Source organism: Chromatocurvus halotolerans (assembly GCF_004340525.1).
Lineage (GTDB): Bacteria > Pseudomonadota > Gammaproteobacteria > Pseudomonadales > Halieaceae > Chromatocurvus > Chromatocurvus halotolerans.
Map to the genome: position 1 here is coordinate 115,907 of NZ_SLWX01000006.1, position 15,940 is coordinate 131,846.

The window sequence follows — 15,940 nt, forward strand, 5'->3', positions numbered from 1 at the left end:
CATTGCAGGATCTGCGACGATCCGGGACCCGATAGTATACGGATTTTTCAGGGCTTGGGCATGGGCGGAACCAGCAGCTGAGGGTCCACGCGCTCCTGTCGCCAGCTCATGCGCCAGTCGAGATGCGGGCCGGTGGCGCGCCCCGTGGCGCCCACCTCGCCGATAAGGTCGCCCTGCGCCAGCTCATCCCCCACCGACACCAGTATGCGGCTCATGTGCAGGAAAGATGAGGACAGCCGGTAGCCATGATCGAGGATCACCGTGCCGCCGGAATAAAACAGGTCGTCCTCCGCCAGCGTGACCACGCCTGCCGCCGGCGCCAGCACCGGGGTTCCCGTGGGAACAGCGACATCAACACCGTAGTGCGGATTGCCGGGTTCGCCGTTATAGACGCGCTGGCTGCCATAGACGCCGGATATGCGACCCGTCGCGGGCCAGTCGAAGCCGCCATCCACCTGCAGCAGCCAGTCCGGACGCTCGATGCGCTGGCGCTTTGCCGCGGCCACGAGTTCGCGCTCGCGACGGATGCGCTCCAGCTGTACCGGTGGCGGCGTCACCGTGCGCTGGGGCACGCCCTCGACCCGGTCTATCCGGTACTCGCGGGTTGCCACCGTCAGCGCCTGCTCGCAGCGCTTGCCCGGATCTTCCTGCTCCACCACCAGCAGGCTGCGAGCGGCGGCGTTGCGGCCGAAGCCGGCAACGAAGTAGCCGTTGGGCAGCACATCGATCGCTTCGCCATCGAGGGCCACTCTGGCTTCGGGCGCTACCCTGCCCCAGATAACACCCCCCTGAGTCGGATCGCCGCTGACATCCACACACTGGGCGTGAGCGACCGAGGTGGCCGCCGCAGCGCCCATAAACAGCAACAGTTCACGCCATCGTGGTATCCGTATCGCCCCTGCCATTATCGCCTGTTCTCCCTGTTTCCACTGACTGTTCCCGCTTCCGTCGCGGCAAGTGACTGTCTCGCGCTGGTCAGCGGCCATCTTACCGGCTGGCGGATGTCGCGCTACACTGCGCGCCATGTCACGCTACCGACCACCCCGCCGCCGCGGCACTGCGCTGATCACCCCGGAGGGAGAGCGCGCCCTGCGCGATGAATTATACCGATTGTGGAAAGTGGAGCGACCGCAGGTCACTGACGTGGTGCGCGAGGCCGCAAAGAACGGTGACCGCTCGGAAAACGGGGACTACATCTACGGCAAGCGGCGGCTGCGGGAAATCGACAGCCGGGTGCGCTTTCTCGGCAAGCGCCTCGACGAGGTGACAATCGTGGACCGTCCGCCCGCTGACGCCGGCAGGGTCTACTTCGGCTGTCACGTCACCCTTGAGAACGACGCCGGCGAGGAGATCCGCTGGCGCATTGTCGGGCCCGACGAGTTCGATCTACCCGCGGGAAAACTGTCGATTGACTCTCCCGTCGCCCGTGCCCTGCTCGGCAAGGCCCTGGACGACGAGGTGAGCGTGGCAACGCCGGCGGGTGAGCAGCGCTATGTCATCACCGCGGTCGACTATCGCTTCGACAGCATCAGCAAGACCCCCTGATCAGAACGACCACTGCACGCCAACGGACGCCGTTCGCGGTCGGTTCGGACGCGCACCGTCGGGCTGACGCGACACGATGGACTGCTCGTCCAGCAGGTTGTCGACCTTGAGAAACACCACGGCGTCGTCGTTGAGGGCATAGCGGCTGATGTAGTCGATCACCAACAGCTCTTCCGTTTCGGCAAAGTTGCTGGCGACATTATTGCAACCGATGTTCACGCACATGTCATCGATGTATTTCACCACCGCATAATTGTTCCAGCCCATGTCGCTCTCAAGACCGAAGCGCAGGCTGAACACGTTTTCCGGCACGGAGGCCAGACGATCGCCATCGGCAAACCCGAGGCTCTCGTTGTTGCCGCTGACTTCCGCCTGCGTGTAGGTGTACATCGCGTCTACCGGCATATTCAGCCCGCCCACATTCAGGCTGGTGCCGAGCTGCATCTCCACCCCGGAGATTTCTGCCTCGCCGGTGACAAATGCCCCGCTGGTCGCGCCGTTGCTGCAGGGGCTGGCGTTGGAGCAGTTCTCGCTCTTGTTCTCGAAATCGCTGTAAAAGGCGATGGCCTCGAGGAACATGGCGCCGCTGTAGCGGACGCCCGCCTCGTAGTTCACGCTGGTTTCTGCGTCTTCATTCTCCCTCGCACCGCCCCCCAGCGGCGAAAAGCCGCGGTGCACGCCACCGAGGACCTGCCAGCTGTCCGAGAGGGCATAGGTAAAGGATGCGCCCGGCAGCCATTCCGCGGAGTCGTTGCCGCGAACAGAGGGTGCCGTCATGCGATCCACGTCACCGTACTGGCGACGGCTGGACTCGACGTCTTCGTAGCGCAGGGCCAGGTTCAGCTTCAGCGCATCACTGATCTGCCAGGTATCCACCGCCCAGAAGGTCATGGCCTCGGCGTCCTCCAGCCGGTTGTCACCGCCGGTTGGCAGTACCGTGCCTGTCTGCACTAGCTGCCCATCGATCTGGTCGTAGATGTCCACCGGCTGAAAGCGGTCCATGTCGTCCTGGTGCAGCCGCCCGCCGAGAGCCAGCTGGTGCTCTCCGAGGTCGATATCAAGGTTCAGGTCCACGCCTTCGGAGGTATAGTCGCGGCTGTTGTTCTTGTAGCTCAGACCGCTGATGTCGCGGGTGCCGTCGAGCACGGCCTGGGCGTCCGCGTCGCCGGCGTTGGCGGCGCTGACAAGACTGCCGCCGCCGCTGAGCTTGAACCAGTTGCGGCTGAAGTTATTGCGGTAGGCAATGGCCGTGAGGTCGACCGTGTCGGTCAGCGCGAGGCGATAGGTCAGGCTGTAGCCCTCGTGCTCATTGTTCATTTGATCAATTGCTGAGAGGCCATAACGTCGATTCTCATCGCGGGCGAAATCGCGGTCAGTAAGGCCGAGGTAGGTCTCGTCAGAGGTCTCGTCCGAATACTGGGCCTTGAACAACAGGCTCTGGCGGTCGCCCTCCCAGCCCAGCTTGAAGACATAATCCTGTATGTCATAACCGGAGTCGCGGTCGCCGCCGTCGATATCCTTGAAGCCATCACTGCGGCGCTGCGCCGTTTCCAGCAGAAAACCAAAACCGTTCCGCTTGCCACCCACGCTGGCCAGCAGGTCGGCTTCAGCATTCTGCCCGTAGCGTAGATTCACCCGCCCGCCGAACGCATCGGGAATCGGCGTCGATACCATGTTGATCACGCCGCCGGTAGTCTGCGGGCCGTAGCGCAGCAGTGGCGCGCCCTTGACTACCTCGGTGGTATGCATGCGCAGGGTGGTCGGAAAATAGTAGGCCGCCGGGTTGGAATACGGCGCGGGCGCGATCATGACGCCATCCTCCATCAGCGTCACCTTGGAGGCACGCTCGGATGTGGCACCGCGGATCCCGATATTCGGTCGCAGGCCATAGCCATCCTCCTCGCGAATGTAGACGCCGGGAACGGTTTTCAGCAGCTGGTTGATATCGTTGGCGAATTCGATGGTCATCTGTTCGTTATCGATCACGCTGCCCGAGCCCGGCAGAATGCGGGCATCAGCGACCGAGCCAACAATGGTGACCTCTTCCAGCTCAGCCGATTGTGCAGTCGCTCCCGCGATCGCCGTGATCGCCGATGCCACCGCGATCCCCAGCCTGCTCCGTCTGTTGCCGTATCTGATCATGCCTTGCCCCCTGTACTGTCCGCTGTGTGATCATGTGCCCGTATTGGCACGGCCCCGCACGGTTTTCCGGTGCCGAAGCCCATAAGCGCGAACGATACTGATAACGATTATCAATTACAAGGGAGGGGTCCGTCTCTCTGGGTTGGAACCTGGAAACGCCGCTCAGGGCAGATTGCCACGGTCCTGTGGCACCAGCACCCTGTCACCCGGAGACAGACCTGCAACCACCTCAACCGTATTGTCATCACGGGCAGGACCCAGGCGTACGAAGCGACGCTCGGGACCGCTCTCGCCCTGCACCCACAGCACGTCGAGCTGGCCAATGGAGCGTACCCGCGCCTGCGGAATCAGGAGTCGCTCAACGCTGCCCGCAGGAATCTGCATCCGGGCATACATCCCCGGCTGCAGCGAGTCCCCGGGCGGGAGGCGCACTCGGACCATGAATGCCCTGGCACCGGGATCTGCCGCCGGCACGATCTCCTCGATCGTCCCCTCCAGCCCCCTGTCGAGTGCCGGAATGGCCACCGCAAGCGTGTCGCCCTCGGTGAGTGACAGCGCGAGCGACTCCCGCACCCAGGCCTCCACGCGCAGCGACACGGGGTTGTACAGCGACACCATGGGCTCCCCCGGCGACACGGTATCTCCGGGTTCAACAAAACGTTCCACCACGCGGCCGCCGATGGGTGCACGCACCTGCGCATAGGACAGCGCCGCCTCACTCTCCTCGACCCGGCGCCGGGCGCGCTGCAGCTCGGCTTCCAGCGTGCGCGCGGCCGAGATGGCGGCATCCAGGTCGGTATCGGCGATGAGGCCGCGTTCGTGCATGCTGCTGGCACGCTGCAGGTTGCGCGATGCCTCGTCCAGCCGCGCCTGGATGCTGTTGACAGACTCCCGCGCCTGACGCGTCTGCGCCGTGAGGTCATCGTCCTCCAGCGCGACCAGCAATGCGCCGGCCTCGACGGTATCCCCCGAGCGCACCAGCAGGCGACTGACCCGCGCCAGCAAGCGCGAACTCACCACCGTGCGCTCCACCGCCTGCACCGATGCCGGCACCGCCTCAGTCACAGGCTCCTCCGTGTAGGTGGCGACCAGCGCATCCTCGACGGATTGACCGGCACCGGGCTCGACACCGGGCTCAATACGCGTATTGAACAGACCCGCCATCCAGGCAATGACCAGCAGCAACAGGCACAGGGCGGCGAGGGGCAGAAGCAGTTTCCGGGCTTGAATCATGATGCAGACTCCGCAGATGCCGGGGCGTTGGCGTCACTGAACACCAGCCAGTACACCACCGGCACGATTACCAGGGTGAACAGGGTGGACGCGACAATCCCGAATATGATGGCCAGCGCCAGGCCGTTGAATACCGGGTCGAGGGTAATGACCAGGTTGCCGAGCAGCGTGGTGCCGGCGGTCAGCATGACCGGGCGCATGCGCACGGCACCGGCCTGCAGCACGGCCTCGCGCAGGGACTCACCCTCGGCCAGGGACTGCGCGATGAATTCCACCAAAATCAGGGAATTGCGTACCACGATGCCCGCCAGCGCAATCATCCCGATCATCGCGGTGGCCGTGAACATTACCGGATCGGGCGCGCCCGCCACCATGCGCTCGCCTGCCTGGTTCATCAGCCAGAACCCCGGCATGATGCCGATCACGGTGAGCGGGATCGCCGACATGATGATCAATGACAGCGCCGTCGACTGTGTCTGCACGCGCAGAATGCCGAAGATCGCCAGGAGGGCGAAGGCATAGCCCAGGCCCATATCCCGGAACACGTCGAGCGTGATGGACAGTTCCCCCTCGCCGGTCCAGCTCACCCCGGTACCCGGCGGCAGCTGCCAGGCCTCGCCACCGCCATTATTGAAGAAGGTGCGCGACTCCCAGGGCGGTGCGCTGGTGTTTGCGGACCGGGTATCCCCAGCCTGCTGCTGGTCTGCGTGGATATCGGCAATCACCTCGGCGGGCGTACGACCGTTCAGCTCGGCCGTGACATAGACCACCTGACGCAGATCCTTGCGATGGATTGTCCTGTCGACCGTGCGTGACTCGAACGCGCCGAGTTCGCCCAGCGCGACAAGCGGCTGCGGAGCCACTTCCAGGCCCTGCTCTGTGGTGGTTGCCGTGATGCCGGCACGGCCGCGCACCAGCAGGCGCAGAAAATCCCCTTCCTGCACGCGTCCCGACCGGGGCAGACGCAGTTCCATGGGCACGGGCAGCATCTCGTCGGGGTCCTGCAGGTAACCGGCAACTTCCCCGGCGTTGGCGAGAGTGAGCAGTCGCGCCACGTCACTTGTGGATATGCCTGACAGAGCGGCCTTCTGCCGGTCGGTGATAAATCGTCGCTGCGGCTGCGATGCCTCCAGCGTCGAATCGATCTCAACCACGTGGGGTTCGAGCGCCAGGCGCCGCAACAGCTCCCTGGCTGCCGCCTGATGGGTGGCAGAGGGCGTGAGCGTATCGGCATACACTTCCGCCACCAGGGTACTCAGTACCGGCGGGCCAGGCGGCACCTCCACCACCTTGACCGAGACGCCGTCGGCAACCAGAGGCGCCAGCAATGCCCGCAGGCGCAGCACCACCGCATGGGACTGGTGTTCGCGCATGGCCTTGTCCGCCAGCACCAGGCGCAGCTCACCCTGGTGCGGCGCCAGACGCTGGTAATAGCGACGCACCATACCGTTGAAATCCATCGGCGAGGGCTCGCCGGCAAACGCCGCCACCCAGCGCACCTCCGGAACCCGCGACACGGCGGCAGACAGCTGCCGCAGCGCCGCCGCCGTGTGCTCCAGACTGCTGCCCTCCGGCATGTCCAGCAGCACCTGCACTTCGTTCTTGTTGTCGTAGGGCAGCAGTTTCAGGGGGACCGCGCGCAGCGCCGGCAGCAGCGCGGAGGCGACAAAGAGCAGGACAACGACAAGAATCAGGGTACGCGCCCGCGATCGGCTGTCGAGAAACGGGGCCAGCAGGGATCGATACAGGTTGTGGCCGGCCGGCGCTGCGGCGTCGGCGGGCGCCTCTGCACGCAGCAAACGACTAGCGACAAAGGGCGTCACCAGAAAAGCCACCAGGGTGCTGATGATCACACTGACCGGCACGTTGAACGCCATCGGCGCCATGTAAGGCCCCATCATTCCGGTAATGAACGCCAGCGGCAGAAAGGCCACCACAATGGTCACCGTCGACATGATCAGGGGCGAGCGAATTTCCCGCATCGCTCCGGCCACACGCTCAGCGAGCGAGCCCTCGCCGCGGCGCAGATAACGGTCAATGTTATCCACACCGGTGATCGGGTCATCCACCAACAGGCCCAGCGAGAGAATCAGGGCAAACAGCGTCACCCGATTTATCGTGTAGCCAAAGGCCAGGTCCAGCGCCAGCGCGGCGCCGTAGCAGACCGGCAGCGCCAGCCCCACGACCAGTGCCGCCCGCCAGCCCAGGAAGACGCCAATGAACACCACCACCGTGAGCACCGCAAAACCCAGCGAGGTAACCAGTTCGTTGACCTTGGCATCCGCGGTTTCGCCGTAGTCGCGCAGCACCGTCAGGCGAATCTCGGGCGGCAGAATATCCGACTGCAGCCGCTCAAGTGTCGCCATAGCCTGCCCGGATACCGTCACAGCGTTCGAGCCACGCTGCTTGGCAACCGCCAGCGTCACCATGGGGTGCTCGGTGCTGCTGGCCTCTCCGGAAACGGCCTGCAGCCAGCTGTAAGCCTCCGGCTCCTGCGGTCCGTCAACGATATCGGCCACGTCGCGCAGGAATACCGGCGCACCGTCGATGACGTTGACCACGAGCTGGCGCAGTTCGCCGGCCTCGCGCAGGACATCGCCAGCCTGCAGCGAGATCGCCTCATTACCCACCACCCAGTCGCCCGCTTCCTGCAGCCGATTGGCAGAGGCCAGTGCCTCAACGATGTCCGTGGGAGTGGTGCGGCGGGCCCCCATGGCCTCAGGATCAAGCAGTATTCGCAGCGTGCGCGTACGCCCCCCTGTCACGGTAACGCCGTTGGTCTGGGGTATGGCCTGCAGGCTGGTGGCAAATTCCTGCGCCATGCGCCCGAGCTCGTAGTCCCCGTAACGTTCACTGTTGGTGCTCCACAGGGCCACAACCAGAATCGGCACATCGTCGATCTCGACCGGCTTCAGCTGCCAGCGCGACACCACCTGCGGAATGCGATCCTGATTGGAATACAGCTTGTTGTAGGTATTGAGCAGGGAGCGCTCGCGATCTTCACCCACGTGAAAGCGCAGCGTTACAGCAACGCTGCCGGCGCGGGTACTCGAATAGAGGTGCTCTACACCGGGAATCTGGTTGAGAAGTTTTTCCAGCGGGATGGTGACCTGACGCTCGGTCTGGCGGGCGCTCAGTCCGGGAGCATCCACCAGCACATCCACCATGGGCACGACTATCTGCGGTTCTTCCTCCCGCGGCGTCAGCTGCAGCGCGAGCACCCCGGCCAGCAGCGCGCCGAGGAAGATCAGGGTGGGCAGACCGCCACGCAGGACGACCCCCATCAGTCCGTTGAAATCCCTGATCATCCCGCGCTCCCGATCCGCTCGCCATGCCTGCTGCGCAGTCTACCGTTTTTGGAGCGTCACCGCCGTCGCCAGCGGATAACACCCGCCACTGCTGCGGCAGCGAATGGAATTGCACGACCGGCCTGGGCTACCCTGTACCGTGCACTGCACTAACGGGTCTGCATCAGGCGCAGGCGCCGGCAGGCCAGTCGTCAGCACGTTAGCCATTATTGCCCCGGGAGGCGCCGTCATGTCTGTACAACACCTGGCCACCGCTCTGCTTTGCCTGGCGCTGTCGGCCCTGCGGCCGCCGGCGCATGCCGAGCCGGTCGATCCGGAGCAACGCACTCCCATCGACCTGCGGCGCACAACACTTGTCGTGGCCGACATTGATCGCTCACTCGCCTTCTACCGGGACGCCCTGGGCATGGTGGTGACCTACGACAGGACCATCATCACGCCCCGTGGCGCATCCCGGGATGAGGCGGAGTTCATTCGCCGGCTCGTGTTACTGCGCGCCAATGACGATTACATCGGCATGATCGGCCTGCTGCAGTACATCAAGCCCGAAAATCCGCGTGTTGATCTGAAGGGCGCAGCCTTCCGGGAGGGCACCACGGTACTTGTGTTCAACACGGATGAGCTGCTGCAAAGCTTTGCCCGGGCGCGGGAGGTACCGGGAGTGACGGTTCTGGACGAGCCGGAGCGGGTCACCTATCCCTCCTACGCGGGTGAGAAGGCCCTCACCGTCCTGATAGGGGCCATGCAGGATCCGGACGGTTTCACCGTGGAACTCAACCAGCTGCAATAGCGCTCACAGACCGAGCACCGCAATACCCAACCCGCAGCCCAGAATAATGCCGCCGGCAATCGCCTGACCAAAGCGGGCAAGTCCCGGCCACCGCAGGCTTCGAGCGCCCCAGAATCCCGCCACAACCGCAGACAGCATGGTGGCCACAGTCACCACCGCGAAAATGCCGGTCACGGCAAGCAGCGCCGGTAGGCTCTCCCGGGCGGCGGGAAACATGAGCAGGGGAATCAGAGGTTCGCAGGGGCCGAGCACGAAGATAATGAAAATCGCCCAGCCAATCAGCGTGCGGCGCTCACTCTTCTCTGCTGCGGCATCCGGTTCCGTGTGCGGGTGAGCCTGCGCCGCGCTGTTCGCATTGGCATGGCTTTGACTGACGCCATCGTGGCTGTGCCAGTGTGCGTGCGGTCGCTGACGCCAGGCATGCCGTATGCCCCAGCTCATGTAAACCAGCCCGAAGGCAACCAGCGCCCATGCTGCGAGATCGCCGCGGGCGCTCTCCACCCACTCCAGCACATTCAGCTGAATACCGATATACAGCCCCAGCACGCCGAGGATCACCGAGCCCACGATGTGTCCTGCGCCGCAGAACAGGGTGACGCGAACCGTCTTGCCCAGCGACCAGCCGCGGCTGCGCGAGAGCGCCACGAAGGGCATGTAGTGATCGGGACCCAGCAGCGTATGCACAAAGGCGATGGAGGCTGCGGCAGTACACAGCACGACAACTTCAGGCGTGAACAAGGCGCTATACCTCTGCCGTCAAGAGGCACGCACTCCCCGGGTCTGCGGTCGGCGGGACTGCCGGGAGCGCCTGCGCGTCCCCGGCAGTCTGCACGCTAGACAGTGGGCCACTAGAAACGATAGGAGAAATCGACACCGTAGCTGCGCAGTGCGGAAGGATGGTTGAAGGTGCCGCCGAACTCGGGCGCCGGGATGATCTCCTGCAGGTACTCCTCGTCGGTGATATTCCGCCCCCAGGCGGTCAGGGTCCAGTTCAGGGACTCCAGCCCGACTCGAAGATCAAGCGTGCTGAATGCATCGCGGGAGGACTTGGAGAAATCCTGATTGAAGCCCGGGCCGAAAAACGCGTTCCAGATGGTTGGCGTCTGCTCTCCCTGTAGCGTGTGAAACCACATCTCACCGGTGTATTTCCAGTCCAGGCGACTGACCAGATCCAGACCATCGGCAAGTGGCAGAACCCACTCCGCGCCCAGATTACCGGTCATGTCCGGCGCCTGCGGCACATCGTTGCCGACAGACAGGGGGCGATTCACGTTCTTCTCGATTTCGGAGTCCATCAGGCCAATACCGCCGTAAAGCGTCAGGCCGTCGCCGGCAACGAAGGTGAAGTCTGCCTCCAGTCCCTGGATGTACATTTCATCAATGGTTGTGACAGAACGCAGCAGACCGAAGGGGCCGGCAAAGAACTCGAAGAACTGGTTGTCCTCGACGTCGGTGCGGAATACCGCCGCGTTAAGGCGCAGGCGGCGATCCAGCCACTCGGACTTCAGGCCCAGCTCCCAGGCCTCCGAGACTTCCTTGTCGTAATCATCGGTGACGGTGATACCGGCATTCACCGCCTCGCCCGGACCACCGAAGCCGGCGTTGAACCAGAAATTCAGCAGATCCTCTGTGCCAACGGAGTTGAAGCCACCGCTGCGAAAACCAATGCCGTAGCTGGCATAGACATTGACCGCCTCGGTTGCCGCCCAGCTCCAGGTGACCTTGGGCTGGAACTGGGTGAAGGTGCGATCGCGATCGGGAATGCCATCCGGGTTATTGCCAAAGGCGGGATTGATGGGCAAAGGCGCGAAGTTCTCGTCCACGAGGTTGACGTTGAGCCCGGAGTTGAGCACGTTGGGTACTCGGTTCTCCACCTCGCGCTCCTCGCGGTCGTAGCGCAGGGCCAGTGACACTTCCATGCGGTCACTGAGATCAAACTCGAGCTGCCCGTAGCCGGAATACACCCGGGTCTTGAAATCGTCCCAGAACAGCAGGTCGGTCGGGCTGATACCGCTGGCAGGCACATAAGGGGCGCGGACAAAGCCCTGACCGCGGTCGGCACCATAGGACACCACGACCTCTCGCTCGATATCCGCCGTGTACAGACCGGCAATCCAGCGCATGGGCTGGTCCTGGGCTGACACCAGGCGGACATCCAGGCTCATATCCGTCTGATTGCGCTCCTGGTACTGGAAGCCGTCGCAGGACAACGCAGTATACGGCCCGTAAACGCCCTCGAAGTCATTGCCGGGCGGCAACACGCCGAAGGGATTGAAAGGTTCACCAAACAGGTCCGGGCGGGTAAAGCTGTTCAGCTCGGCGCGGTCAGACTGACAGGAGGGCGTCAGCTCGTAGCCGTAGAATGTCGCTGCCGTTCCATCGGACAGTAGGTATTCCTGAAGATCATTGTAGGAAAAGCTGGCGACCAGGTCGGCAAAACCCAGCGTCCAGTCGGCCTTGATGGCAAACTCGGTGGTTTCCTGCTCATTTTCCCCGGGGGTGTTGAAGATGAAGCGGAAATCCAGATCGTTGGGGTCCTGGAAATAGTTCGGTGCACCGAAGGCGTCGACGAACGCGGGGATGGCGAAAGCCGCGTTGAAGTTGATGGCGCCCGCACTGACTTCGGAGTATCCCGCACGCATGTCGAAAGTCAGGTCCGGGCTTGCATTGAAAATGAGGCGTCCACGCACGCTGGTGTCCTCGAGGAAGTCCACCACGTCATCCTGGCCCGTGAAGATATTCTCATAGAAGCCATCGGTTTCACTGGTGCTCACAGCGAGTCTGCCAAGCAGCCTGTCCTCGATGATGGGACCGCTGATCATCGCATTGGCCCGGTAAGTACCGACGTTGCCCACCGTGCCGCCGACACGCGCCTCAAACTCGTTGGTCGGCTGTTTCGTGGTGACCAGAATGGCACCGGTCACCGCATTGCGGCCGTACAGGGCGCCCTGGGGACCCTTCAGCACCTCAATCTGCTCGACGTCGAACAGTTCCTCGTTGAAGCTGTTCGGGTTGGTGCTGAGAACGCCGTCAACCACGTAGGCAAAAGTGGACTCGGCGTCACGCGTGGAGACGATGCCGCGTATGCTCACCTGGGTATCACCGACGTTGGCAGCGTCGACAATCGTGACGTTGGGGATCAGCCCCATGTAGTCACTCGGTCGATTGATGCCGGCACGCTCAAGGTCCTGCGCATTGAGCGCATTGATCGCAATCGGAACTTCCTGCAGGTTTTCCGCGCGCTTGCGCGCGGTGACTACCACTTCCTCGATAGAAGCACCGCCCTGTTGCGCATTCACCTGCGTCGTGTTGCCCAACGCAGCACCCGCCACCACAAGGGCAGCGATCAAAGGTCGCCTGGTGTGTTGCATGTGTCTCCTCCCGCTCTTTTTTGAAAGTTGTTGTCGCTCTGTCAGTTGATGCTCGAGACTCCGGCCCGGCCCATGGTATTCAGGCGTCGCCACAGTGTTGTGGTACTGATACCCAGATATTCGGCCACGCGCTGCCGGTCACCCCCAAACCGCTGCATGGCCTCGTCTATGGCCGCCTGCTCCTGCGCTTTCAGTGCCCCGGACGACTGCAGCGAGCTGTCAGCCGCAATAAGCTCCGGAAGAATATCCCGCAGTGTCTGCGGCGTGATCGCTGCGGCACCGTGATCGAGGCAGTTCACCACCAGCCGCTCGGCAAAATTCTGCAGCTCCCGAACGTTCCCCGGCCAGGCATAACCCAGCAGTCGATCCACCACCTGCGCCAGCAGGCTCCCGGTATCGATATCGGTGGCGTACTGGCGGGCATATTCGCGCAGGTAGTGGCCGGCGATTGGCGGAATATCCTCAGGGCGGTCACGCAGCGCAGGAATGCGCAGCGAGAAAACATTCAGGCGAAAATACAGATCGTCACGAAATTCACCCCGCGTCACCGCATCGCGCAGATCGCGGTTGGTAGCCGCAATCACCTTGAAGTCGAGTGCGATTTCCCGGTTGCCGCCCACGGGCCGTATGCGCCGCTCCTGCAGCGCGCGCAGCAGCTTGACCTGCTGCTGGAGAGGCATCTCGCCAACTTCATCGAGGAACAGCACGCCGCCGTTTGCCCGTTCTATCAGCCCGACGCGGCCACCACGACGGGAGCTGGTGAACGCCCCTTCCACATAGCCAAACAGCTCGCTTTCAAACAGCTCGTTGGGAATGCTGCCGCAGTTGACCGGCACCAGCCGCCCGCTGGAAAATTCACTCCGCCGGTGAATTTCCCGTGCAATATGCTCCTTACCCGTACCGCTCTCCCCCTGGAGCAGCACCGCCGCGCGACCCCGGGCATAGGTGCTTGCAAGGGCGGACACGCGCTCCATCTGCGGCGAGCGGATAACAAAAGGGCCCGTATCGGGACTCTCGGTGAGCGCTCGCGCGACAGATTGCGCCGCGCGCGCGGTATCTATCGCCTCGCGCAGCATCAGCCGGGCCGAGCTCCGATTGTACACAAGTATCGCTGGCACGCCTCGCTGCTCGGCGAGACGGCAGATATAACTGGGACCGACAATCACCTCGGGCGCCTCGCCGGCAAGCGCCAGGAGCAGGCTCTCGGCCGCTTCATCCGTCGTGGTGTAGCTGTGCGCCTGCACAGAGACACCCAGCAGTTCCGGCAGGCTCTCCAGCAGGCGGGCACTGGGCTCAGGCTCCCCGGAATAGCTGAAAAGGTGCATCGTTGGCGCAACCCTGCGTGCCTTGCCAAGAGCTTCGATCACGTCGGTATCAGAAACCCGCTGCGATACCACGGGCACCTTCAGGGTGGCCTTGAGATAGGCAGCATTGGATCCGGTGCTGACCACAACATCGGCGGCGTAGCGCTTGACCATGTCGCTGTAGTCCCGATGATCGGATGCCACCGATTCCACAATGACCACATCCGCCTCATCGGAAAATTCCGGCAGCAGGGCATTGATCAGCTCGCTGAACTTGCGATAACCGACGACGAGGACCTTCACCCGCTCGGTCACGACGCCCGTCTCCGCATGATGCCGTTATCCGTCACGCTGGCCGCGGCGTACTACGCCGCCCCTTTGCGGAAGCTGGGCGCAACCGGTGGCTTGAGATGCGTCTCCGCCTCGCAGCGCGACTTGAGTTCCTCAATGCTGCCGCCGCGGTTGAACAGCGCAATCTCGCCACGCGATGCGCGCAGTTCCTGCCGCAGCGTGTCAGTAGCCGCGGCATCCACGCTGCCATCGTCGGCAATCACGACGCCATAGCGTTTCGCGCCCTCGCGGGTGACCAGCCTGCGGTTGACATCCTGGCGCACCAGATCGGGATCGCGCTGAAAGGGGTCGCCCCAGCCGCCACCGCCCCAGGTATTGAAGTGCAGCACGTCACCCTCCCTCACTTTCACGTTTTCCACCTTGGACGGCAGCCACTCCTCGCTGCCATCCGCACGGACAAGGCGTTTCGTGGAGCGCATGCCGGTTTCACCGCCGAGGACGCCCCAGGGGTAGGTCAGCCAGCGATCGTCGTGGATGGCAATGTCGCCATCGGCGAGAAAGCGATAGGCCACGTTGAGACCGTTGCCACCACGGTGCAGCCCAGCGCCGCCGGAATCGGGAATGGTGGCGTAACGCTCTATGCGCAGCGGAAAATAACTCTCGATGAACTCGTTGGGAACATTGGTGAATCCCGGCCACAGGGAGTGGCCATCGGGTCCATCACCCACGGGGCGCCCGGGGATACCGCCAAAGCCGATCTGGAACAGCTGAAACCACTCCCCCTTGCTGTCGTAGCCCGAGTAGAACAGGTGGGGCGAATCCGAGAATCCTGCCGCGTTGAGCATCTGCTCCGGCGCACCCATGCCAAGCAGTGCGCCGAGCAGGTCAAACAGCCGACCGAGGGCGTGGGTACGGCCTGACAGGGCTGCCGGGAACTTTGGCTTGAGCAGCGTACCCTCGGGGATGCGCACATCCACAAGGTCGTAGAAACCGTCGTTGAAGACAATCTGCGGATCTACCACGTTGATGGTGAAAGAGCCGAAGAACATCTTGAACATGTCCTCATTGAGGAAGAAGTTCACCGAGCTCTGCGCCTGCGGATCAGTGCCGTCAAAATCGAAGATGGCTTTCGATCCCTCGCGCCACATGCGGCACCTGATGCGGTAGGGACCCATGCCCATGCCGTCATCGCACAGATAATCCTCGAACTCCCGCGGCTCCTCGGGGATGAAATTCTCGATAATGTGCTGCATGGCATCGTGGTTGCGCTGCAGCATGACATCCATGGTGGTGCCGAGAACATCATCGCCAAAGCGCTCTGCAAGCTCGATGCATCGCCGTGACGCCGTCTTGCACGCGGCAACCAGGGCATTCAGGTCGAAGCGATTCCACTGCGGCGTGCGCACGTTGTGCAGTATCAGTTCGAGGATGTCTTCCTGCAGAACGCCCTTCCGGTAAAGTTTCGTGGGCGGGATGCGAATGCCTTCCTGGAAAATGTTGGTAGCCTCGATGGGGATCGACCCCGGTACCATGCCACCGTTGTCTGACATATGGCCGAACATGGCGCTCCAGGCAATGTGTCGACCGTCCTTGAAGACGGGCACCAGCACCAGCCAGTCGGGCAGGTGCGACACTGCGGCGTTGCACAGGTAGGGGTCGTTGGTGAGGATGATGTCACCCTCCTCAATATCCGCATCATAGACCGACAGGAATGGCCCGATAAACGAGCCGAACTGGCCCACCACCATTTTCCCCTCGCGATTGGCGATCATGGGGAAACAGTCACCCTGCTCGCGAATGCCTGGAGACATGGCAGTACGGAACAGCACCGCATCCATTTCCACGCGGGCGTTTTTCAGGGCATTTTCAATGATATCCACGGTCACGCCGTCCACATCGACGGTCTTCAGCGGCGCCGGGCTGGTCTCAATGATTCGTGCTCCCATCGGTCTGTTC

At 63.1% G+C, this 15,940-nt stretch carries 10 protein-coding genes; 2 read left to right on the forward strand and 8 right to left on the reverse strand.

Features of this window, described 5'->3' with window-relative positions; translation table 11 throughout:
* Positions 1–47: 47 nt before the first annotated feature.
* Entirely contained in the window at positions 48–905 is an 858-nt protein-coding gene (locus EV688_RS08925) for a M23 family metallopeptidase (protein ID WP_117315956.1), read from the reverse strand.
* A gap of 118 nt (positions 906–1,023) precedes the next feature.
* Here EV688_RS08925 and greB point away from each other — a divergent pair, with 118 nt between their 5' ends.
* Complete coding sequence (gene greB / locus EV688_RS08930; RefSeq protein WP_117315954.1) at positions 1,024–1,545, forward strand: transcription elongation factor GreB; 522 nt, start codon at positions 1,024–1,026, stop codon at positions 1,543–1,545.
* Here the strand turns inward: greB and EV688_RS08935 are convergent, their stop codons facing one another.
* The 3 genes from EV688_RS08935 to EV688_RS08945 all read right to left on the reverse strand — a co-directional run bounded on the left by EV688_RS08935 (position 1,546) and on the right by EV688_RS08945 (position 8,228).
* Positions 1,546–3,687, reverse strand: coding sequence for a TonB-dependent receptor family protein (locus EV688_RS08935; RefSeq protein WP_117315952.1), 2,142 nt, complete (start codon positions 3,685–3,687; stop codon positions 1,546–1,548).
* 162 nt (positions 3,688–3,849) lie between these two features.
* On the reverse strand, positions 3,850–4,920 hold the full coding sequence (locus EV688_RS08940; protein ID WP_117315951.1) for an efflux RND transporter periplasmic adaptor subunit: 1,071 nt from the start codon (positions 4,918–4,920) through the stop codon (positions 3,850–3,852).
* A complete protein-coding gene (locus EV688_RS08945; protein WP_117315949.1) occupies positions 4,917–8,228 on the reverse strand; it encodes an efflux RND transporter permease subunit in 3,312 nt (1,103 codons plus the stop codon). The genes EV688_RS08940 and EV688_RS08945 overlap by 4 nt, the downstream gene beginning before the upstream one ends.
* 229 nt (positions 8,229–8,457) lie before the next feature.
* Between EV688_RS08945 and EV688_RS08950 the strand changes: the two genes are divergently transcribed.
* Entirely contained in the window at positions 8,458–9,018 is a 561-nt protein-coding gene (locus EV688_RS08950) for a VOC family protein (protein ID WP_162883831.1), read from the forward strand.
* 3 nt (positions 9,019–9,021) lie between these two features.
* Here the strand turns inward: EV688_RS08950 and EV688_RS08955 are convergent, their stop codons facing one another.
* The 4 genes from EV688_RS08955 to EV688_RS08970 form a co-directional block, all read right to left on the reverse strand.
* Positions 9,022–9,756, reverse strand: coding sequence for a hypothetical protein (locus EV688_RS08955; protein WP_117315945.1), 735 nt, complete (start codon positions 9,754–9,756; stop codon positions 9,022–9,024).
* Positions 9,757–9,866: 110 nt separating this feature from the next.
* Positions 9,867–12,389 (reverse strand): TonB-dependent receptor, encoded by a 2,523-nt coding sequence (locus EV688_RS08960; RefSeq protein WP_117315943.1) that lies wholly within the window; start codon positions 12,387–12,389, stop codon positions 9,867–9,869.
* Positions 12,390–12,430: 41 nt separating this feature from the next.
* Positions 12,431–14,008 carry a sigma 54-interacting transcriptional regulator gene (locus EV688_RS08965; protein ID WP_205686545.1) on the reverse strand — a complete coding sequence of 526 codons (1,578 nt, stop codon included), beginning with the start codon at positions 14,006–14,008 and terminating at the stop codon, positions 12,431–12,433.
* Between the two features lie 50 nt (positions 14,009–14,058).
* On the reverse strand, positions 14,059–15,930 hold the full coding sequence (locus tag EV688_RS08970; RefSeq protein WP_117315941.1) for a hydantoinase B/oxoprolinase family protein: 1,872 nt from the start codon (positions 15,928–15,930) through the stop codon (positions 14,059–14,061).
* Positions 15,931–15,940: the final 10 nt, after the last annotated feature.